Origin of the sequence: Streptomyces sp. NPDC085927 (genome assembly GCF_044540975.1) — a bacterium.
Taxonomy (GTDB): Bacteria; Actinomycetota; Actinomycetes; order Streptomycetales; family Streptomycetaceae; genus Streptomyces; species Streptomyces hirsutus.
In genome coordinates this window covers 249605-271040 of the sequence record NZ_JBITSN010000008.1, presented here as the reverse complement: position 1 = coordinate 271040, position 21436 = coordinate 249605, and the positions used below count along the sequence as shown (strand labels likewise).

Below are 21436 nucleotides of genomic sequence, written 5' to 3'. Positions count from 1 at the left end.
GGAGAGGGGGATCCCGTGGGGTACGCCCATGACTACGCGCACGCCATCCTGCACCGCGGCCGCGTCCCGATGGAGCCCACCGACCATGTCGTGAACTGGGACGACGGCCCGCGCAAGGGCAAGTACTATCCGCACGCCGAGGCGTTCGCGCTGCCCGCCACCGAGGACCTCGCCGATGTCCCGGTCGCACCGGGGCTGCTGCCCGGCACGGTCCCGGTGCGGGACGGCGACGCCGCCCGTGGATTCAGCCTGCCGCTGCTGTCGGCGATGCTCCAGGACTCCTACGGGCTGACCGGGCGCCGCCTGGGCATCCAGGCCAACACCGACCTGCCCGGTCTGCCGTTCTACACGCACGCCAACTGGTCGCGCGGCACCGCGGGCGGCGGGGGCCTGTACCCGGTGAGCATCCACTGGGCGTCCGGTGCCTGCGGCCCCCTCACCCCGGGCCTGCACTACTACGACATCCACCGCCACGCCCTGCAGCGGCTGCTGGCCGGCGACGTCACCGACCGGGTCCGCCGGGCGCTGGGCCCGGACGCGCCCGCCGAGGCCCTCGACACCGACCAGTACCTGATCCTCGGCGTCAAGTACTGGCAGAACTCCTTCAAGTACAACAGTTTCTCCTTCCACGTGGTCTCCACCGACGTCGGCACCCTGGTGCACACCTGGCGGATCTGGGCCGCCGCCCGGGGACTGCGCCTCGCCCCCGTGATGTGGTTCGACGAGCCTCTGCTGAACGAGCTGCTCGGGGTGGCGGGCGAGGAGGAGACCGTGTTCGCGGTCGTGCCGCTGCACTGGGACGCGCCGGTGTCCTCGCGGGCCCCGGCCCTCGGCGGCGTCCCGCGCACCGACCCGGCCCACCGGCCCGCCGTCCGGCACCGGGACGTCGAACGCTCCCGCACCCTGCTGGACTTCACCGCGCTGCGCGCGATGCACTCCGCGACCCTGGCCGGCGCCACCGACCGGCCCGCCCCCGGGGCGCTGGCGTCCGCCGCGGCCCTGCCCGCCGACGCCGGCGGCGACCGGGTGGAGCTGCCCGCTCCGGCCTTCCCCGGCACCGGCCTGCGCCGCACCCTGCGCGACCGGCGCTCCAGCTTCGGCCGGTTCGACGCCCGGCGCCGGGTGGCCGGGGAGCATCTGTCGGCGGTGCTGGCGGCCTGCGCCGGGACCCGGCTGGCGGGCGACACCGACCCGGCCGGCGAGGTCCGGCTGGCCCGGGTGTACGCCTTCGTCAACCACGTCGAGGGCGTGGAGGCGGGAGCGTACGTCTACGACGCCGAACGCGGCGACCTGCGGCTGGTGGCCGCCGGCCCGCAGGGCTCCTTCCTGCAGGAGAACTACTTCCTGGCCAACTACAACCTGGAGCAGGCCGGGGTGGTGCTCGTGCCCACCGTGCGGACCACCGCCGTGCTGGACGCCGTCGGCGACCGCGGTTACCGGCTGGCCGTCGGCACCGCCGGAGCCGTCGCGCAGAGCTTCTACCTGGCGGCGTCCGCCCTGAGCCTGGGCGCCGGTGTGGCGCTCGGCTTCGACAACGTCTCCTTCGTCGAGCGGCTCGGCCTGGCGGACGGGGACGAGGCCCCCCTGCTCATCATGGCCCTCGGTCACGAACGGCCCGGGCCCGCCGACTTCCGCCACGACATCGCCTGACGGCCGCGAAGGAATGCTGATGACCTCGATAGAGTCCGGCACCCCGGACACCCTCCCGGAGCCCGCCGCCCCCGCCGTCCCCTGGGAACTCGGCCGGCGCTTCGTGCTGCGCGCCGCCGGTCTGCCCGTCGAGACCGTGCACGGACTGCGCTGCCCCGGCACCCGCCGCTGGGCCGACACCGTGCTGGACGAGGAGGAACGACTGAGTGCCGCCGGTGCGGCGCTGAGCGACCTGCTGCACACCCTGGTCAAGTCGACCACCGGCCCCGAGGAGGGCCCGGGTGACGCCGCCGCCCGCCGCGGCCTGATCAACCTGCGGCGGCAGATCTTCAACAACCGGCTGCCGGCCGACCCCGCGGCCGCCGTCCGCCTGGTGACGGAACGGGATCCGCACACCGGCCGGCTCACCGAGGAGTGGCTGCGCGACCGTGCCCGCCTGGAGGTGTTCCGGGCCGACGGCGCCGGCCTGCTCGCCGGTGAACTGCGGGAGAACCGGCGCGTGTTGCGCGAGGTGCTGGCCGACGACCGGCTGCGCCTCGGTCTGCTCCTCGCCTCGCCCGCCCTCGACGGGCGGCTGGACACCTACCTGCGCGACACCGGCCCGCGGCCGGGCAACCGCCTGCGCAAGATCGAGCGGTCCGCGCTGACCTACCTGTACCGCACGGCCTGCAAGACCAGCCCGTTCAGCACCTTCACCGGCATCGGTCTGGGCACCTTCACCGACGGCCCCGCGGATGGCGGGGCGGTGCTGCACACCGGCGAGGACTGGGTGAGCCACGTGCGGCTCAACGTGGTGGCCCTGGCCCGGCTCACCGAACTGATCACGGCCGACCCGGCACGCCGCCAGGACCTGCCGGTGGTCCTCTCGCCGGGCTGGGGACGCGACGCCGACCGCATCCGCTACGTGCGCCACGTGCTGGCCGCGGGCGACGACAGTGCCGCGGTCACCTTCGACGCGGTCCGCGACCGGCTGTTCTTCCTGCGCAGCAGCGGCACGCTGGAGCGGCTGCTGGAGTGGCTCGGCGGACACCCGGAACCGGTGCGCCACCGGGATCTGGTGGCCTGGCTGGAGAGCGAACACGAGGCGGGGCGCGAGGCATGCGAGCGGTACGCGTCGACCCTGCTGGACCTCGGCATGGTGCAGGTGCCGGTGCTCCGCGCGGACGTGCACGACCGCGATCCGCTGCGCTCCTACCAGGACGCCCTGCGCTCGCTGGGTGCCGCCTGGGCCGACGGGCTGGCCGGCCTGCTGGACGGCCCGGCCGACTGCCTCGCCCGCTACCCCGGGGCCGGTGTCGACGAACGCCGTGCCCTGCTGGGCACCCTGCGCACCGGGCTCCTCGAGGCCCAGCGGGAACTGGGGGCGGCCGAACCGGCGCTCCCGCAGACCCTGGTGTACGAGGACGTGGACACCGGTGGCGTGTCGGAGTGCGCGTCCGCCGTGCTCGGCGGGGACACCGGCCGGGCCCTGCGCGCCGTCGAGGGCGTTCTGCCATTGTTCGACCTGACGCTGCCGCAGCGCCTCACCCTCCTGGGCTTCTTCATCGCCCGTTACGGGCGCGGCGGCCGGTGCGACGACCTGCTCGGCCTGGTCCACGACTTCCACGAGGACTTCTTCGACCAGTACATCTCCTTCACCTCCAAGCGGGTCTCCTTCGACGACCAGGGCGCCTATGTGCCCGAGGAGAACTGGCTCGGGCAGAGCGAGATGAAGTCCCTCGACCGGGCCCGCCGCCACTTCCACGCGGGGATGTGCTCCCTGTGGCGGGAGAGCGGGGAGCGCGACGCCGAGGAGATCGAGCTCCCCACCGCGCTGCTGTCCGAGACCGCCGGTGAACTCGGCCCGATCACCGGCCACTTCACCCCGCAGAGCCACCATCTGCAACTGTCCCGGCCCGAGGGCGGCCGGCCCCTGGTGGTGCTCAACAAGTCGTACGGCGGACTGGCCTTCCCCTTCAGCCGGTTCACCCACCTCTACGACGGCGCCGCCCCGGACGGCGACCCGGCCGCTCCCGGATTCTGCGACGCGCTGCGCGCGGAGATGGCGGCCCGTTGCCCGGACGGTGCCGTGCTGGCGGAGGTCACCGGCGGCCCGGTCACCAGCAACCTCAACCTGCACGGACGGCTGACCGGCCATCAGATCGTGTGCCCCGGCGAGACCAGCACCGTGCCCGAGGAGGACCGGATCCACCTGGACGACCTCTACGTCGTCCACGACGAGGCGGCCGGCCGGCTGGTGCTCCGCTCCCGTCGCCTCGGCCGCGAGGTCGTGCCGGTGTACCTCGGCTACCTCGTGCCGATCGCGCTCCCGGAGATCCCGCGCAGCCTGCTGCTCCTCTCCCCCAGCACCATGGCGCCCTTCGACGTCTGGTCGGGGGTGCCCGAGGGCGAGGCGGTCGGCGGGGTCACCCGCAGGCCCCGGGTCACGCACGGGGACGTGGTGGTCGGCCGGCGCACCTGGACCGCGGACGCCGAGGTCCTGCCGGTCCGCGTCCAGGGCTCGGGCGAGGAGGAGCACTACCTGGAGTACCGGCGCTGGCAGCGCGCCCACGGTCTGCCGGACCGCTGCTTCGCCACGGTCTCCCACCCCGGACAGGGGCCCATCGGGGCCAAGCCCGTCCACGTCGACTTCGACAGCCCGCTGTGCCTGGCCACGTTCGACGCCCTGGTGGAGCGGAAGCCCGGTACCCGGGTGGCCTTCCGGGAGATGCTTCCCGCAGAGGACGGCCTCCACCTCACTTCCCGGCGCGGCCGGCACGTCGCCGAACTCGCCGTGGAGACCTTCACCACCCGTCAGCTGCCGCAGTCCGACCAGGAGGTCGCGCCCTCATGTCCGAACTGACCGAACCCGCGGCCTTCCGGCCCGCTCCGGGCGCCGCCCCCTCGCCGTGGCTGGCGCTGCACGTCTTCTACGCCGCCAGTCCCCAGCCGTTGCTGGTGAAGTGCGTCCGTCCGCTGGTGGACCGGCTCACCGAGGAGGGGCTGCTGTCGGGCTACTTCTTCATCAACTACTGGCTGGAGGGCCCGCACGTCCGGCTGCGGCTGCGGCCGAGCGGTCCGGAGGCCGAGGCCGAGGTGCGCCGCCGCGCGGAGGAGGCGATCAGCGGCTTCCTGAAGACCCGCCCCGCCCTGTACGAGGTCGACTCGGGCTTCCTGAAGGACTTCTACAACTCCCTGTTCGACATCGAGTTCCCCGGTGAGGACCGCGCCGCGTACATGGGCCCGGACGGCCGGATGAACCTCAGACCGAACAACTCGTTCTCCTACGAGGTCTACGCCCCCGAGTACGCCAAGTACGGCGGCCCGGCCGGTGTGGAGCTCGCCGAGTGGCACTTCCGGCACTCCAGCGACCTCGTGCTGGAGGCGTACCGGAGCATGAACCTGCACCTGCGGACGGTGCTGCTGGGCACCTCCGCGCAGCTGATGATGGTGATGGCCGGCTGCTTCCTGCCCGAGGAGGAGCGGCTCGCGGACTACCTCGACTCCTACTACGACTTCTGGCACCGGCTGTTCCCCGGCACCGGTTTCATCGGGTCCAGCGAGTACGAACGCACCTACGAGCGGGAGGCGCCCGCCCTCGGCGCCCGTTTCGCCCAGGTGCGGCAGACGGTGGCGAGCGGTGACCTGTCCGGGCTGCCGGCGTTCCTGCGCCGCTGGGCCGAGCACTGCCTGGAGCTGCGCGAGCGGGTGGTGGACCTCACCGCGCGCGGCGAACTCGCCTTCCCGGCCTGGGACGGCCCGGCCCGTGAGGACGCCGGCCAGGTGCGCGCCGAGGACCCCGACGCGGCCCCCCTGGTGACGGTCACGCATGCCGCGGCGGTGCTGCCCCGCCTCCTCTCCCCGTACATGCACATGACGAACAACCGGCTGCACGTGACCATCCGGGACGAGGCGTACCTGGCCTTCGTCCTGGGCCGGGTGCTGCGCGAACCGGCCCAGGGACGGCAGGCGGCCTCATGAGCACCACCGATCACCCCGGCACCGCCGCCGGCCACACCGGGCGGACCGCCGGCGACGGCCCGGCCGCGGACCGGGCCGCCGCCGCCGCCCGGGCCTACCGGCCCGCTCTGCGGCAGGGTGTGCTGATCAGTCCGGCGCTGCTGCGCGGCCCGCGCACCGTCCACCTGATCAAGCACCCGGTCAGCGGCGCCGCGTTCGAGGTGGGGCCGCGCGAGCACTTCGTCATCGGTCTGCTCGACGGGACACGGAACGTCGACGACGTGGTGGCCGCGTACGCGGAACGCTTCCAACGCAGGCTGCCGGAGGAGCAGTGGACGCGGCTCCTGGGTCTGCTGGGCACCCGGGGTCTGCTCGACGGCTCACCGGAGCCCGCGCCGCCGGAGCCCGGCCCGGCCCGTACCGGCACCTTCTGGGCGGGCAGCCGGCGGACCGTCGCCGACGCCCACGCGACGACGGGGCGCCTGCACCGGCTGCTGCGGCCGGTGCTGCGCCCCTGGGCGCAACTGCCGGTGGCCGCTGCCGTGGTGGTGATGACCGTCGCCGTCCTGTGGGACGCGAGGGCGTTCCTCGACGGGACGTGGGAGCTGCTCACCAGCCCCCTGGCGCTCGTCCCGTTCGCGGTCTTCCTCTGGTTCAGCATCTGCCTGCACGAACTCGCCCACGGCGTCGCCGCCCGGCACTACGGCGGCGTGGTGTCCGAGATCGGGCTGCGCTGGCGGTTCCCGGCCATGATGATGTACTGCACGGTCGACAACTACCTGTTCCTGCCCGGCCTGCGGGCGAAGCTGGTGGTCGCCGCCGCGGGCGCCTACGTCAACCTGGCGCTCCTGCTGCCCTTCGCACTGTGGCGGGCGCTCCTGGACCCGGCCGACCCTGCCCGCCCGGTGCTGACCGGGATGCTCTTCGCCGGCATCGTGCAGGCGCTGAGCAATCTGGTCCCGCTGCCCCCGCTGGACGGCTACCGCATGCTCGGCCACCTGCTGGGCGCCGCCAACCTCGCCCCGGAGACCGGCGCGTACCTGACCCTGCGCCGCCGCGGGCGGGACGCCGTCGCCGCCTACCCGCCGCGCGCCCGCCGCCTGTACGTCTCCTACGCCGTCACGGCGGCCGCCCTGGTGCTCGTCGCGGCGGCCGGCACCTGCGCCGCCGTCGTGTGGCTGTTCCTCCGATGACGCTCCGACCCCGAAAGAACACGCAACTCATGAATGAGGTACCCGTATGAGCTCCCCCTCCCCCACCACGGACCACGGAGCCCAACCGGCCGTCGTGGTCGACAACGTGACCAAGAACTACGGCAGCCGGCGGGCGGTCGACGGGGTCTCTCTGGACATCCGGCGCGGTGAGTTCTTCGGGCTGCTGGGCCCCAACGGGGCGGGCAAGTCCACCCTGGTGGAGATCATGGAAGGGCTGCGCCGGGCCGACTCCGGCTCGGTCACGGTGTTCGGCGAGTCGACCTGGCCGCGCAACACCGGCCTGCTGCCGCGCATGGGCGTGCAGACCCAGTCCTCGGCCTTCTTCGTGCGGCAGACCGTGCACGAGCACCTGCGCACCGTCGCGGCGCTGTTCGGCACGGACCGCGCGGCCGTCGACCGCACCCTGGAGGCCGTGGGTCTGGGCGCCCAGCACGGCGTCCGGGTCGACGACCTCTCCGGGGGCCAGCGGCAGCGGCTCGCCATCGCCTCCGCGCTGGTCCACGGACCCGAACTGATCTTCCTCGACGAGCCGACCGCCGCGCTGGACACGGAGGGCCGGCGCGATCTGTGGGAGGTGCTGCGCGGGCTGAAGGCGGCGGGCCGGACCATCGTCTACACCACCCACCACCTGGACGAGGCGGAAGCGCTCTGCGACCGGGTGGGCATCCTGCTGGACGGCCGGCTCGTCGTCACCGACGAACCGCAGAACCTGATCGGGAACTTCGGCGCCACCAGCCGGCTGCTGGTCCCGCTCGGCCGGATCGACGAGGAGCGGGCAGCCGGACTGCCGGGCGTGGAGGGCGTCGCGGTTCAGGGCGGGCACCTCGTCCTGCAGACCCGCGCCACCGGCCGGGTTCTCGCCGCCCTCGACCCCCTCACCGGCCTGGACGGCGTGCAGACCCGCAGCCCCAGCCTCGAGGACGTCTACCTCGAGCTCACCGCCCGGCCGCAGTCCCCCCTCGCATCGAACAACCAGGAGCAGTCATGAGCGCCTACTCCGCGCTGACCGCGGCGGGCTACCGCGCCCAGGTCCGGGACAAGACGACCGTCTTCTTCACCTTCGCCTTCCCGCTGATCTTCCTCGTCGTCTTCGGTCTCGTCTTCCGCGGTCGCAGCGTCGAGGAGAGCGGCTTCTCCTACCTCTCCTACACGGCCGCCGGGGTGCTCTCCTGGGGCGTCGCCAACGCCGCCGTCTTCGGCATCGGGTTCACGCTGATGCAGTGGCGCTCGGACGACATCCTGCGCATGATCCGGCTGTCCCCCGCCCCGCTGACCGCCGTCATCGGTTCCCGGTACGTGCTCGCCCTGGGCGTGGGCCTGGTGCAGTCGGTGCTGTTCGTCGGGGTGGCGATGCTTCCGGGCTTCGACCTGGTGCCCGACTCCCGGTGGCCGCTGCTGATTCCCGTCATGCTCCTCGGCATCACCACGTTCCTGCTGCTCGGCGTGATCATCGGCAGCGTCGCCGACACCCCGGAGTCGGTGGCCGGCATCGCCAACTTCCTGATGCTGCCCATGGCGTTCCTGTCCGGTTCGTTCTTTCCGCTGGACGCCATGCCGGACTGGCTGCAGAAGGTCTCGATGGTCCTGCCGCTGCGCTACCTCAACGACGCGGTGTCGGCCGCGCTGACCGGCCGCGGTGATCTGGCGGACATCGGCTGGGGCTCCCTGGGGCTCGTCGCGTTCGCCGTGGTCTTCGGTGCCGTCGCGGCGCGCACCTTCCGCTGGACGAAGTCCTCATGAGTTCCGCGACCCTGCCGCTCGCGCACCCGATGACACGGGCCCGCGACGCCCTGCAGGCAGCCCTGGACGGCCACTTCGGCGCCGACGACGCCCCCCGGGTGGTCCCGGTGGGCGCAGTCGGCGCGGGCGGCCCCCACGCCCGGGAGCGGGACCCCTGGGCCGCGGACCGCCCCACCGCGCTGGTCCACGTCACCGCCTCGGCGGTGCTGTTCGGCCCGTGGGGCGGCGACGGGACCGCTCCCGCCTGCGGACGCTGCCTGGCCCTGCGCTGGCAGCGGCTGCGCAGCCGCAGCGAACGCAACGCCCTGGAGACCGCCGGGCCCGACGGGCCCCGTCCGGCCGGTGCCTGGCCGGTGCTCACCGGCCACGTCCGGGACACCGTGACCGCGCTGTGCGAGGCGCTGCTGCGCGGGCCGCTCCCGGCGCCCCCTGCGGAGCATCCGGCGGACCGCGCCCTGCCGCAGGTGACCCGGCTGGACCTGGCGAACCTGACGGTCCGGACGTACCCGCTGCTCGCCGACCCGCTCTGCCCGGACTGCGGCCGCCGCACCCCGGCGACGGCCGGCGTCGAGCCGCTCACCCTCACCTCGCGCCCCAAGCCGGACCCGGACACCTACCGGCTGCGGTCGGCGTTCTCCTACCCGTTGCCCACCGACGCCCTGGCCAACCCGGTCTGCGGTGCCCTGGGGGCCGGCACCTGGACCGACGTCACCTCGTCCACCACCGCCCCGGTGGCCGGCAGTGCCTTCGTCCGCGGCTACGCGGGACTGCACGACGTCACCTGGAGCGGGCAGGAGAACTCCTTCGCCACCAGCCGCCGGCTGGCGTTCCTGGAGGGCCTGGAACGGTACGCGGGCACCCACCGGCGCGGGGGCCGCGCGCCGGTCGTCGGCTCCTACGAGGAGCTGCGGGCCGACGCGGTCGACCCCGAGGTGTGCGGGCTCTACAGCCCGGAGACCTACCGGGACGATCCGCTGACCGACCCCTTCGACCCGGGCCGGCCCATCCCCTGGGAGTGGGGCTGGTCGCTGCGGGACGAGCGTCCGGTGCTGGTGCCGTCGCGGCTGGTCTACTACAGCGCCCCGCTGGCAGGCGACAACTTCGTCTTCGAGTGCTCCAACGGCTGCGCCATCGGCGGCTGTCCGGAGGAGGCCGTCCTGGGCGGCCTGCTCGAACTCATCGAGCGTGACTCCTTCCTCAACGGCTGGTACGGCGCGGCCCGGCTGCCCCGTATCGACCTGGCCACGGTGGGCAGTCCCACGGCCGTCGCGATGGCCGAGCGGGCCGCCCTGCAGGGCTACGACGTCCATGTCTTCGACAACCGGATCGACCTGGCGGTCCCGGCCGTCACCGTGGTCGGCGTCCGCCGGGACGGCGGACCGGGCACCCTGTCCTTCGCCGCGGCGGCCTCCCTGGACCCGAGGTCCGCGGTCGAGGGGGCACTGTCGGAGGTGCTGAGCTACATCCCGCACCTGTCCCGGCAGACCGCCGAACGCCGGGACGAACTGGAGGCGATGGCGGACGACTTCTTCCTGGTGCGCCATCTGAAGGACCACCCCCAGCTGTACGGGCTGCCCCGGATGTCCGCGTACGCGCGGACCTACCTGGAGCCGTCCCCGGCCCGCCCCTTCGACGAGGTGTACGGGGACTGGGAGCGCGACGGCCGGCCCCGCACCGGCGACCTGCGGGACGACGTCGCGGTGGTGCGGGACGAACTGGTCGCGGCGGGCCACGACGTGATCGTCGTCGACCAGACCTCGCCCGAGCAGGAGCGGGCGGGACTGCGCACGGTCGCCACGGTGGTGCCGGGGCTGCTGCCGATCGACTTCGGCTGGAACCGGCAGCGGGCCCTGCTCATGCCCCGGCTGCGGACGGCGCTGCGCCGCGGCGGGCACCGGGACAGCGACCTGGCCGACGCGGACGTCGTGCGGGCCCCGCATCCCTTCCCCTGAATCCGTCCGTCCTCTTCCGGGTCCCCGCCGCGGCGCGGCGGGGACCCGGCCGTCCTCGCGGAGTTGGCCGATGAACCCGCCGTCCCACCCCTCCCCCGCTCCCCCGGCGCCAGACGCCCCGGCCCCGGAAGGTCTCCTCGCGCGTGCCGGGGAGGTGCTGCGGCCCGCCCTCGACCTGTACCTGGACCTGCACGCGCATCCGGAGACGTCCGGGCGGGAGGAGCGCACCGCCGACCGTTTCGCCCGGTCGCTGGAGGCGGCCGGCTGTGCGGTGACCCGGCGGGTGGGCGGTCACGGCGTGGTCGGCGTCCTGCGCAACGGGGACGGTCCCCGGGTGTGGCTGCGGGCCGAACTCGACGCGCTCCCGGTCGAGGAGCGGACCGGACTTCCGTACGCCGGCCGCAACGGCGCCATGCACGCCTGCGGCCACGATCTGCACATGGCCGCGGCCACCGGCGCGGCCGGCCTGCTCGCGCGCCTCACCGACCGGTGGCGGGGCACCCTGGTGGTGGTGGGGCAGCCCGCCGAGGAGACGCTGTGCGGGGCCGAGGCCATGCTGGGTGACGGCCTGTACGAACGGTTCGGCCGGCCCGACGTCGTGCTGGCCCAGCACGCCGCGCCGCTGCCCGCGGGCACGGTCGCGCACGCGCCGGAGCGGGTGCCGATGGCGGCGGCCGGCGCGGTGCTCGACGTCCTGCTGTACGGGCGGGGCGGCCACGTCGCCACCCCGCACCTGGCGGTGGACCCGGTGGTCGCCGCGGCCTCGGTGGTGACCCGGCTCCAGGGCGTCGTGGCCCGCGAGACCGCGCCCGCCGACCAGGTGACCCTGACGGTGGGCACCCTGCGGGCCGGGACCACCGCCAACGTCATCCCCGACGAGGCCCGGCTGGGCATCGCGCTGCGTGCGGCGAACGAGGCGTCCCTGGAGCGGGCGCTGTCCGCGGTGCGCCGCGTCGTCCTCGCGGAGAGCGCCGCCGCGGGGGCGCCGCGCGAGCCGGAGGTGACGGTCGCCTCCCGCTCGGCGGCCCTGCTGTGCGACCCGCGGCGCACCGCCTCCGTACGGCGGGCCCATGCCGCGCTCCTGGGCGCCGGGCGGGTGCTGGACTGGCCCGGTTCGATGGCCGCCGAGGACTTCCCGTTGTTCGGGGACGCCGGCGCCCCCGTCCACGGCCTGCGCGGAGTCCCGTTGGTCTACTGGATGCTGGGGGTGGTGGGTGCGCGGGAGTGGCGCCGGGCGGTGGCGGGCGGTCCCGAGGCCGCGCCGGCCCCGAACCATTCCCCGTTCTTCGCCCCGCACGTCGGGAGTGCCCTGCGGCCCGCGATCGGCGCGCTGGCGGCCGCGGCGGTGGACCGGTTCGCCGACGGGTGACGATCCCCGGCCGGGCCCGGACCGCCGCGTCACATACCGGCCTCCGGCCTGGCCGCATGCCATGCCATGTCCAGACTCTCTCGGACCGCCGATGCACCGGTCGTCGATGTGCCGGTCGTCGATGCATCGGCCGTGATCGGGGGTTGTGCCGAACGGTTTGCAGCCGACGGGTGGGTAGCGTCTCGTGGGGGGGGATGCGCCCCTCGAATGCCTGGCCTGGGTTCAGGTGTCGGTGGCATGGGTCTCCCTCTGAGCGCCGTGATCGAAGGGCCACTGGCCGACGTACCAGAGAAGCGGGCGCCGGCCTGATCGGCGCCCCGACCCTCTACCGTCGCCGCGTGGTGGATCCGGGAGGCCGTAGGCCGTCACTGCAGCCCGTCCCCGCAGGAACACAGCCGGCGCCGTGCGCCAAGCATCCACAACTGCGAATCGCGTGCTTGTTCCGGGCAGGCGGCGGGCCCCACAGGTGTTCCACGGATCGCTCACGGTGAGGGCAGGTGGCTCCGCCCCGCCGCCCGACGGCCTGCGGGCGCGTTCTCCGGCTTCCGGCACCGTTCCGGAACACACGATTCCGTGACATCTGTCACGCCGCGTCCCGATCTATCCGTTCCGCTTAGTAGGACCCGCTCCGGCGACATAAAGGATTTGTCCGGCTTGCGGTGAACGCGGAGCGGGTCGAGGTGAGCGGTGCTCCGGTGGGGAGCCGAGAGCCGCGGTTCTTCCGCAGGACCGAGGCTCCTGACGAGGCAGCAGGCATCCCGAGGGGCCCGTCGCGAGCAGGTCGGCACGCTCTCCCGCCCGCCGCAAGGACCTCGCGGAACTACGAAGCGCAGTAGTGCAACGGCCCTTTGCGCCCGGTGCCGGGCCGTCCCAAGAATGACCAACCTCCGGACAGCAGGGGTGAAGGCACACATGGGAAAGCATCGTCATCAGCAGCGCTATCGGCGGCCGATCGTCACGGCAGTAGCCATCGGCGTCATAGGCATACCCTCGGCCGCCATGGCCTGTACCGACTGGCCCGGCAACGGGCAACGGCAGCACCAGGACACCGCTGCCTCGGTCGCGGCCGAGGACAGGTGGGACGACACCGGCTGGCACCACCAGGGGAACAGCCGTCAGCGCAGTGAGCCCACAGCGGCGCCGTCGAACACACCGGCCGCCACCGCGAGCGCTTCGAAGACCGGGACACCGCAGCGCAGCAGCGCCGATCCGTCGCACAAGCCGAAGAAGACGGCCCCCCGGGCATCCACCTCCAAGCCCGCCACCACGGCCCCCAAGCCCACCGCGGCCGCTCCGAAACCCACCACCGCGGCCCCGAAGCCCACTACGGCCGGCCCCGAGCCCTCCGCCAGTGCTTCGAGCCCCGCCGCGACGGGCGCCCCCGAGGCCACCGGAGCCATCGCCAAGGTCGTGGAAATTGTCAACGCCGAACGCGGCAAGGCCGGTTGCTCCCCGGTGAAGGTGAACACCGCCCTGACCGAGGCCGCGCAGAAGCACAGCGAGGACATGGCGGCGAGCAGCAACATGTCGCACACCGGCTCGGACGGATCCTCGCCCGACGACCGCATCACACGCGCCGGCTACAGCTGGAGCACCTACGGCGAGAACGTCGCCTACGGCTACTCCACTCCCGAGCAGGTGATGGCCGGCTGGATGGCCAGCCCCGGCCACAAGGAGAACATACTCAACTGCGCGTTCAAGGAGATCGGTGTCGGCCTCGCGCAGCCCGGCTCCTACTGGACCCAGGACTTCGGCACGGCCCGGTAGGCGCCGTACGCTCACACACCTCGGTGGCCTGCTGTCAGCGCGACGCACACGACGAGCGACGCGTCAGCCCCACCGGAGGTGGTCGAGCCCGGCGTGAAGAAGAACGACTGCCCCCGAAGGGCGACGGGGTGCTCAGGGCGGTGGCACGGCCTCGAGCACCCCGTCACCGGGGCAGCGGGCGTGGGATCCGGGTCAGCGTCGGCTCCTGGAAGCCCAGCCGGCGCCGATTCCCGCCACATGCAGAGCCAGGGCGGTCAGCCCCAGCAACATCACATTCACCGAAGAGAACACATCGTTGGTGCCGATGTCCGCCGCGTTGATCAAAAACGCGAGGAAGAACAGCACCGCCGCCACTGTGCCAAGCATGAACAGGCTCCTCTCCAAAGGGTGAAGCCCGTATGCCCAGACATCGCCCCCACAAGCCTGCGCGGAGACTGAACTGTTTCGGCGTCACCTCTCCAGAGAGGGATGGGCCGCGGCGATTGACGTCACCCGGTGGCGTACGCCCCACCGTCGGTGGTAGGGGTGGGCCGTCGTGGGGCTCCCACCAGGGACCTCTGCCCCACCGCCGGGCGGGCCGTCCGGCACTCGACAACTCCTCAGAGGGAGATCTGTAAGTCTTTGAGCGGCTCGGGTGTCACCTGACGGGGCAGTGGGGATGCAGCCGCTCTTGCCGGTCGGCCCGGAGGCGTCGTCGTACGTGAACGTCGTGGTACCGGAGCAGGCGTTCTTGCCGCCGTCCTGGGAGGCGAGGCTGTCGGCCTTGTCCCAGCGGTGCGGCCAGGACGCCTTCCACACGCCCGCGGAGTCCGCCTCCGGGACGTAGCGGAGGACGTCAGCTGCTCGTGGTCAAGTCGGCGCAGCGGGTCACGACACGGGCGAGGCTGCCCTCCTCGGCCAGCAGTCGGCGTTGCGTACGCGCCCCGCTGCCCTGTTCGAGGAGGCGGGCGATGCCCTCGCGGACGAGATCGTCGTCGCCGTGGTCCACCAGCGCCTCACGAACGTGCCGGTACATGGCCCGCACCACCTCGGCAGCTGAGGTCTCGCGCATGGTCTCGGGGTGCAGGAGGGGACCGTCGAGGCCCGAGCGTCCCGCTCGCCACGAGGCGAGGCGCAGCAGACCCGCCCCGACCCTGTCCGGCGGTACGCCGTCCTGCCAGGCCCGGGCGGACGTCTCCACCAGGGCACGCGCGAGCGCGGCCAGCAGCACAGGCGCAGACGCGTCCAGGCACACGTCCGCCACACGGATCTCCACGGTGGGATACGTGGCGGAGAGCCGGGCGTCGAAGTAGACCATGCCCTCGTCACGGAGAACCCCCGTCCCGACCATGGCGGTAACCTGCTCGTGGTAGCGGTCGGCGGACCCGAAGATCTCGACCGGACCGGCGGACGGCCAGCGGTTCCACACCCGGCTGCGATAGCTGCCGTAGCCGGTGTCCTGCCCCTGCCAGAAAGGCGAGTTCGCGCTCATCGCCATCAGAACCGCCAGCCACGGGCGTATACGGTCCAGGACAGCCACACCCTCCTCGTCGGAGTCCACCGACACGTGCACATGGCAGCCACAGGTCAGCTGCTCCTGGGCCGTCACCCCGAACTGCTCACCCAGCCACCGATAACGGGTACCGGTACTCAGCGACGGCTCGACGGCCAACGGCGAAGTCGCCACCGCCACCACCCTCGCACCGGCAGCGTCCGCATGCCGCGCCGCCTCCCTGCGGCAGCGGGTGATCTCCTCCTGGAGCCGGCCCATCTCCGTCACCGGCTCGGTCGCGAACTCCACCTGCTCCTGTTGAAGCTCCTCCTCGAACTGGTGGTTCTTCGCGCCGTCCCCTCCGTGCTGCCAGGCCCGGCGGTCGGCGGCCGCGAGCGCCGCGTCGGAGACGGCGGCCGGCTCACCACTCTCCGGGTCCACCAGCAGCAGTTCCTCTTCCACGCCCACACTTCGCATGCCGTTGCCCTCGTCTCCTGCTCATGGTCCCCGGTCCCGCCCGGATCGTGGCAGGCAGATGCCCCCGCGACGACGCGCCATGCCTGGAGGAGCCGCCTGACCCGCTGCCGACGGCAGTGGGGCCTCGATGCATCCGCCGGTGGCCCGGGACTCCGGGGCAGGCTGCTGAACGGTTGTCGGGTCGGGGACATTACAGCCTAGGACAGCCGGAAGGCACCTGCTCCGGAAGACACACAGCGGCAGCGTTCAGAACCGGCCGACGCCGCCGGCAGGAGAGGCTCCTCGAGGCAGCCACCACCCTCTGCGCAGAAACAGGAACCGGCGATGAACCGCCCTGCGGCCACACCCTCGACGGCGCCGGCGGGAACCGGGGCCCGCTCGTGTGCCGCCGCCCACGCTCGGCGGTGGCCCGTCAGTCCGTGAATCGCAGCACCGGTTTCAGGACTTGGCCGCCCGCCGCGTCCGCGGCGGCCTCGTTGATCCGGCTTGGTTCGTACAGGCGTGCCATGCGGTCGAACGGCAGCCTTCCTGAGCGGTAGAGGTCGACCAGGGCGGGGATGAACGTCGTCAGGTCGCTGTCACCCTCGGTCACACCGCGGATCGTGCGGCCGTTGAGCAGGAAGTTGACGTCGAACGTGCCGTCCGTGCCGACCGGAGGTGCGCCGGCGACCGCCACCGTGCCGTGGCCGAGTGCCAGGGAGTCGATGGCCTGGCGCAGCAGGGCCGGGACACCGCTGCTCTCCAGGGCACGGTCCACGCCTCGGCCGCCGGTGATCTCCCGTAGTCGTTGCGGGGTGTCCTCCTGATTTCCGTTCATCGTGTGCGTGGCGCCCAGCTCCAGGGCCAGTTCCAGCCGCGAGGGAACGATGTCGATGGCGATGATCTTCGCGGCCGGGGTGAGGGCGGCGGCCATGACGGCGGAAAGGCCGACGGCCCCGGCTCCGAACACCGCGACGGACTCGCCGGTGCCGGGTCGCAGCTCGTTGAGGACGGCGCCCGCGCCGGTCTGGATGCCGCAGCCGACCGGGGCCAGCAGGGCGAGTTCGTCCTCGTCGGCGGTTTCCACCGGGACGGTGCTGCGTTCGTCGACGAGGGTGCGGCGGGCGAAGGAGGACTGGCCGAAGAACCGGCCGCCGACCGTCTCGCCCCGCTGGTCCCGGAACGGCATGCTGCCGTCGGGCCGGGCGCCGTCGAAGTTGCGCGGGATGAAGGTGGTGCAGTAGGCCGGGTGTCCGTGCAGGCAGGCGGGACAGTGGCCGCAGGAGCTGAACGACAGCAGTACCCGGTCGCCCGGCTTCGCCCGGGTCACGGCGGAGCCGACCGCCTCCACCACGCCCGCGCCTTCGTGGCCCAGCACGGCGGGCATGGGGGTGTGCAGGTGTTCGTCGCGAGTGGCGAGGTCGGTGTGGCAGATGCCGACACCGACGATCCGGACCAGCAGCTCGTCAGGGCGTGGCTCATCCACCTGGAGGGTTTCCCAGGCGAAGGTTCCGGTACCGGGACGGACGACCGCGGCTTCGGTATCGGGCATGGCGTCCTCCTCGCGGTGGTGCGCGTTCCGGCCGGGTACCCGGCGTAGGGCGGTTAACCGGCCCGAACCGCCTGCTCACGGCAGATGCCGGGGCCTGGGAGCGTCCTGCCGACGGACAGGGCCGGGACGCGCTCCAGGCCGGATCCCGGGTGAGCAGGCCGCGGTTCCGGTGGGAGGTGCGGGTGGCCGCGGCCACGAGGTCCTGGGCGAAGCCCACCAGGACGGTGGCGGCTCCAGGAGGCGCAGGATGTGCGGCACGGCGCGGGCGGCGTCCGCGGTCACCGCGGCATCTTCCGTGTCGGTCTTCGGCCTCGCCCGGGTGGTGGCCGACGATCCTGCGCCCGGCCGGATCAGGCGGGCAGGCGGCCTGGCCGCCCATGTCCCGGGCGACCACGAAAGGCTGAGCGCCGTTGGGGGCGGGCCGGTCGGGCACCACGACAGGACGGGCGGATGGAGCACCCCCTTGATGTGCCTGAACTCGCCGCTGGTGGTGGATGCGGGCTTCGGCCGTGGCGTCTTTCGGATCTTCCGCTCCGTCTCGTCCGCTGACGCCGCGCGGTCCGGACGACCGGGTGCCCGTACCCTCCCCCGGCACGGGCGCCCGCCAAAAAACCATTGCGGGCCGCGCCTCTTCCCCGGACTCTTGGTTGTCATGCCCTACTCCCTGCGGCCTGCCGCGCTCACGGATGCGCCCGCCGTCACCGAACTGCTCAACAAGGTCGACGAGATCGAGATCGGCCGGCCCGAGACCGACCTGCACACCGTCCAGGCCGATCTGAAACACCCCGGGACCGATCTGGAGCGCGACTCGTGGCTCGTGTGGGACGGGGACCTGTTGGTGGCCTACGGGCTGCTGTGGGACGAGTCCGGCGGCGACCGCATCGACATCGACCACTACGTGCTGCCCGACCATCAGCGGCCCGGTGCGCACCTGTTGGAGGCGATGGAGGCCAGGGCGCTGGAGAAGGCACGGGAGAACGGCGCCGAGCGAGCAGTGGTCCACCTCCACCTCAACGTGGCGCCCACCCTCGACACGCGACTGCTCCTGACGCGGGGCTGGCAGGTCGTACGGCGGTACCACGTGAAGCGCCGCCCGCTGGACCCCGCGCAGGACGTGGTGCCCGGGGTGCCCGCCGGCGTGCGGATACGGAACTGCGGCGCCGAGGAGGACCGGGTCCGCGTCCACGCGCTCCACCAGGCGTCCTTCGCCGACCACTTCGACTTCCAGCCACGCACGTACGACCAGTGGCTGCACGACATCGACGCCGACGCGCTGGACTGGTCCCTGGTGTGGATCGTCTCCACCGACGAGCTGGGGGACGCCGGGTTCCTGCTGGCGCGCGACGACCGGGAGGCCATGGGGTGGATCCCCAGCCTCGGCGTCCTGACCGGGGCCCGCGGGCTGGGCCTCGGTGGTTTCCTGCTCCGGCACGCCTTCGCGGCCTTCGCGGCACGGGGTCGGGACACCGTCGGGCTCGGCGTGGACACCGCGAACGCCACCGGGGCTCCCCGGCTGTACGAGCGCCACGGGATGACGACCCATTTCGCCGTCGACACCTGGGAAACCGTCCTGAGCTGAGACCGCAGTCGGCACCGCTGCCCACGGACCGCCGGTGTCGTCCGGTACGGCACCCGCCCCGTCCGGTGCCGTCGAGCCGCCGCGCCGACCGCGACGTTTCCCGGGACGGTCTCCCCCTTCGTCCACCACGGCGAAGACGAAGGGGGTACCCGCCGACGGCTTTCTGCGACACGTTTCAGGATGGTGCTCCGGCTCGGGCCTGGTGCTGACGCGGGAGCCGGTGTCGGTCTCGATGACGGTGCCGTCCCGGGGCCCGATATGGGGGGCGAGGGTCGCGGTCGATATCGCCGCAGCCTTGCTGGTCGCCGTCAGCGAGGCCACCGGTTCTCCCGGCGCCGCCCGTCATCGCGGAAATGGCGATGCCTCGTTTGCGCTCCTTTACAACTTACCAGCCGTTCAATGCTTCACACGCTCCCCTTTGTCGGGTTTGAATCCTGGGAAAGGTGGAGCACCGCCGCTTCCGGGCTGTGCCGGCACCGCGCGAAATTGGCCAACCTGCCATGACGGGCATGATGTGCCATTCGATCACCTCCGATCGGTTCTTCCGTTCGGAGTTCACAATCAGATCGCTCGGATACCTCCTCCACCCTAGGTGTCACAGGAATACCGGAAGACACAGGAAAGCACCTCCCTCCCGAGCGCCCTGCAGAAGCCATTTCTTTACGCCGGGCCCATGGGGCCAAATTCACTCCCCGCGCTCCCCGTTCATTTCATCGGTAAGTGCGCTTACCTTGTAGAGCAATTCCGGAAGGGTCCCCTTCCGGGATTTCCGCTCACCTCGGGAGGAATCATGAGGCGTCCCCTTCGCGCTCGTCTGGCGGCTGCGGCGGTCACCGCAGCCGCCGTCGGCGGCACCATGTTGGTGACCGCGCCCTCGGCGCAGGCCGCGCCCAGCGACTGTACGTCCTACCTCGCGTCCCAGGGCTACTCCAGCACCGACACCAACCTCGCCTGCACGGTCGGCGGTTCCGGCCTCCCGGCCGATCAGCTCCTGTGCCGCGTCCTGCTCATGAACGTGTCGTCCGTGCCGGCACTCATCGCGGACAACGCCTGCCGAGCCGCGAAGGCGTAAGCCACAGCAGTACACCCAGGCCCGGGGAAGGCGCCCGAAACGCCTTCCCCGGGTTGTGTCAATTCTCCCCCGCCGGCAAGCCCGCAACGCCATGCCGGCCGATGCCGGCCTCTTGGTGGCCGGCTTCGCAGCCCGCTGCCGGCACGGCGCTGCTGCATCCACCCACAGGTTGCGGTGCCGCCGGGATTGAACACCGAGGTGGGCGAGGTAACCGGGCGTCAGGAACGCCCGTCCAGGAAATCGGACAGGCCGGCCAGGAGCCGCTCCACGTCTTCCGTGTTGTTGTAGGGGGCGAGGCCCACACGCAGTCCTCCGGTGTCCGAGAGGCCGAGCCTGCGGGAGGCCTCGATCGCGTAGAAGGACCCGGACGGCGCGTGGACACCGCGTTCCGAGAGGAACCGACAGGCATCCGTCGTGCTGCGACCGTCGACGGTCAGCAGCAGGGTGGGCGTACGGTCGGCGGCGTTGGAGTGGACCGTGACACCGTCGAGGGTGCTCAGTCCCTTGTCGATCTGGGCCCGCAGGTTCTCCTCGTGTCCCTCGAGCGCCGCGAAAGCCGCGGCCAGCCGCTGACGCCGGGTGCCTGACGCGTGTGCGTCGAGTCCGGCGAGGAAGTCGACGGCGGCACGGGTGCCCGCGAGGAACTCGTAGGGCAACGTGCCGAGTTCGAAGCGTTCCGGGACGGCGTCGGTGGAGGGCAGCAGCTTGTCGGGGTGCAGTGTCTCCAGCAACTCGGGCCGGGCGGCGAGCACTCCGTGGTGCGGACCGAGGAACTTGTACGGGGAACAGGCGAAGAAGTCCGCGCCCAGCTGCTCGACGTCGACCAGGGAATGGGCCGTGTAGTGCACACCGTCGACGTACATCAGCGCGCCCGCCTCGTGCACCAGGCGGGAGATCCCGGCGATCCGGGGACGCGTGCCGATCAGGTTGGAGGCGGCGGTCACAGCGACCAGCCGGGTACGTTCCGAGAGCACTGCCCGGATGTCGTCGGCGGTCAGTTCCCCGGTGACCGGGTCGAAGTCGGCCCAGCGTACGGTGGCTCCGGCCTGGGCGGCGGCCTGGACCCAGGGGCGGATGTTCGAGTCGTGATCCAGTCGGGTCACGACGACCTCGTCCCCGGGCGACCAGGTCTTGGCAAGGGTGCGCGAGAAGTCGTAGGCGAGCTGCGTGGCACTGCGCCCGAACACGATCCCGGCCGGGTCCGCTCCCAGAAGGTCGGCCAGCGCCTGCCGGCACGCGGTGACGATGTTCTCGGCGTTGCGCTCCCCGATCGTCCCGTGTCCCCGGTTCGACAGAGGGTTGCTCAGCGCGTCCGAGACGGCCTCGATGACGGGCCTGGGGGTCTGGGTGCCGCCGGGGCCGTCGAAGTGGGCTGTCCCGGCGGTCAGTGCGGGGAACTGCGCGCGGATGGTTTCGACGTCGTACGTCACGAGAGCTCCTGTTCGTCCCAGGGTCCTCTCCCGCGGTTCCTGCCCCGGTACGGGCCGAAGGAGAGGGCCCGAGTGTGGGTGACTGCCCACCGGTCGGTCCTGTTCCCGATTCTGTCGCCCCCGGCCTGAGCAGGACAGGGGCGGACGATCACGAGTTGGGTCCGGCCCCGTCCCGCTCCGCGGCCGGTCACCGGCCTTCGGGGCCTGTACAGAGTGCGGTCGCCGGTGGCGATGTCGTGGTCGGT

Annotated in this window: 16 protein-coding genes and 1 pseudogene; 12 read left to right on the top strand and 5 right to left on the bottom strand. The window is 72.5% G+C overall.

Going from position 1 to position 21436, the window contains the following annotated elements; all coding sequences use genetic code 11:
* Positions 1-15 precede the first annotated feature (15 nt).
* From ACIF80_RS22655 to ACIF80_RS22615, 9 genes are all read left to right on the top strand, one after another.
* The gene (locus ACIF80_RS22655) at positions 16-1650 is read left to right on the top strand and encodes a nitroreductase family protein (RefSeq protein WP_399807390.1); all 1635 of its coding nucleotides are present in this window, start codon (positions 16-18) and stop codon (positions 1648-1650) included.
* 19 nt (positions 1651-1669) lie between these two features.
* Entirely contained in the window at positions 1670-4492 is a 2823-nt protein-coding gene (locus ACIF80_RS22650) for a lantibiotic dehydratase (protein WP_399807387.1), read from the top strand.
* Entirely contained in the window at positions 4480-5610 is a 1131-nt protein-coding gene (locus ACIF80_RS22645; protein WP_399807384.1) for a lantibiotic dehydratase C-terminal domain-containing protein, read from the top strand. Before ACIF80_RS22650 ends, ACIF80_RS22645 begins: the two co-directional genes overlap by 13 nt.
* The gene (locus ACIF80_RS22640; protein ID WP_399807382.1) at positions 5607-6782 is read left to right on the top strand and encodes a metalloprotease; all 1176 of its coding nucleotides are present in this window, start codon (positions 5607-5609) and stop codon (positions 6780-6782) included. The genes ACIF80_RS22645 and ACIF80_RS22640 overlap by 4 nt, the downstream gene beginning before the upstream one ends.
* 46 nt (positions 6783-6828) lie before the next feature.
* A complete protein-coding gene (locus ACIF80_RS22635; protein WP_399807379.1) occupies positions 6829-7791 on the top strand; it encodes an ATP-binding cassette domain-containing protein in 963 nt (320 codons plus the stop codon).
* Complete coding sequence (locus ACIF80_RS22630) at positions 7788-8543, top strand: ABC transporter permease (protein ID WP_399807376.1); 756 nt, start codon at positions 7788-7790, stop codon at positions 8541-8543. Before ACIF80_RS22635 ends, ACIF80_RS22630 begins: the two co-directional genes overlap by 4 nt.
* Complete coding sequence (locus tag ACIF80_RS22625) at positions 8540-10495, top strand: TOMM precursor leader peptide-binding protein (RefSeq protein ID WP_399807373.1); 1956 nt, start codon at positions 8540-8542, stop codon at positions 10493-10495. Before ACIF80_RS22630 ends, ACIF80_RS22625 begins: the two co-directional genes overlap by 4 nt.
* A 70-nt stretch (positions 10496-10565) precedes the next feature.
* Complete coding sequence (locus ACIF80_RS22620; protein WP_399807370.1) at positions 10566-11864, top strand: amidohydrolase; 1299 nt, start codon at positions 10566-10568, stop codon at positions 11862-11864.
* A gap of 999 nt (positions 11865-12863) precedes the next feature.
* Positions 12864-13631 (top strand): CAP domain-containing protein, encoded by a 768-nt coding sequence (locus tag ACIF80_RS22615; RefSeq protein WP_399807368.1) that lies wholly within the window; start codon positions 12864-12866, stop codon positions 13629-13631.
* A 192-nt stretch (positions 13632-13823) separates the two neighbouring features.
* Here the strand turns inward: ACIF80_RS22615 and ACIF80_RS22610 are convergent, their stop codons facing one another.
* Complete coding sequence (locus tag ACIF80_RS22610; RefSeq protein WP_399807365.1) at positions 13824-13997, bottom strand: hypothetical protein; 174 nt, start codon at positions 13995-13997, stop codon at positions 13824-13826.
* Between the two features lie 292 nt (positions 13998-14289).
* Here ACIF80_RS22610 and ACIF80_RS22605 point away from each other — a divergent pair, with 292 nt between their 5' ends.
* Positions 14290-14457, top strand: coding sequence for a hypothetical protein (locus ACIF80_RS22605; protein ID WP_399807363.1), 168 nt, complete (start codon positions 14290-14292; stop codon positions 14455-14457).
* Between the two features lie 9 nt (positions 14458-14466).
* Here ACIF80_RS22605 and ACIF80_RS22600 read toward each other — a convergent pair whose 3' ends face one another.
* The 3 genes and pseudogenes from ACIF80_RS22600 to ACIF80_RS22590 form a co-directional block, all read right to left on the bottom strand.
* Positions 14467-15579, bottom strand: a complete 1113-nt coding sequence (locus ACIF80_RS22600) for a glutamate--cysteine ligase (protein WP_399807361.1) — start codon at positions 15577-15579, stop codon at positions 14467-14469.
* 412 nt (positions 15580-15991) lie between these two features.
* Positions 15992-17110: an NAD(P)-dependent alcohol dehydrogenase gene (locus ACIF80_RS22595; protein WP_399807359.1), complete on the bottom strand. Its 1119-nt coding sequence runs from the start codon at positions 17108-17110 to the stop codon at positions 15992-15994.
* A gap of 145 nt (positions 17111-17255) precedes the next feature.
* A pseudogene (locus ACIF80_RS22590) lies at positions 17256-17549 on the bottom strand (transposase); the annotation flags it as partial.
* A gap of 213 nt (positions 17550-17762) precedes the next feature.
* Here ACIF80_RS22590 and ACIF80_RS22585 point away from each other — a divergent pair.
* A complete protein-coding gene (locus tag ACIF80_RS22585) occupies positions 17763-18689 on the top strand; it encodes a GNAT family N-acetyltransferase (protein ID WP_399807356.1) in 927 nt (308 codons plus the stop codon).
* A gap of 790 nt (positions 18690-19479) precedes the next feature.
* Entirely contained in the window at positions 19480-19761 is a 282-nt protein-coding gene (locus tag ACIF80_RS22580; protein ID WP_399807354.1) for a hypothetical protein, read from the top strand.
* A gap of 218 nt (positions 19762-19979) precedes the next feature.
* Here the strand turns inward: ACIF80_RS22580 and ACIF80_RS22575 are convergent, their stop codons facing one another.
* Positions 19980-21191: a cysteine desulfurase-like protein gene (locus ACIF80_RS22575; protein ID WP_399807351.1), complete on the bottom strand. Its 1212-nt coding sequence runs from the start codon at positions 21189-21191 to the stop codon at positions 19980-19982.
* Positions 21192-21436: the final 245 nt, after the last annotated feature.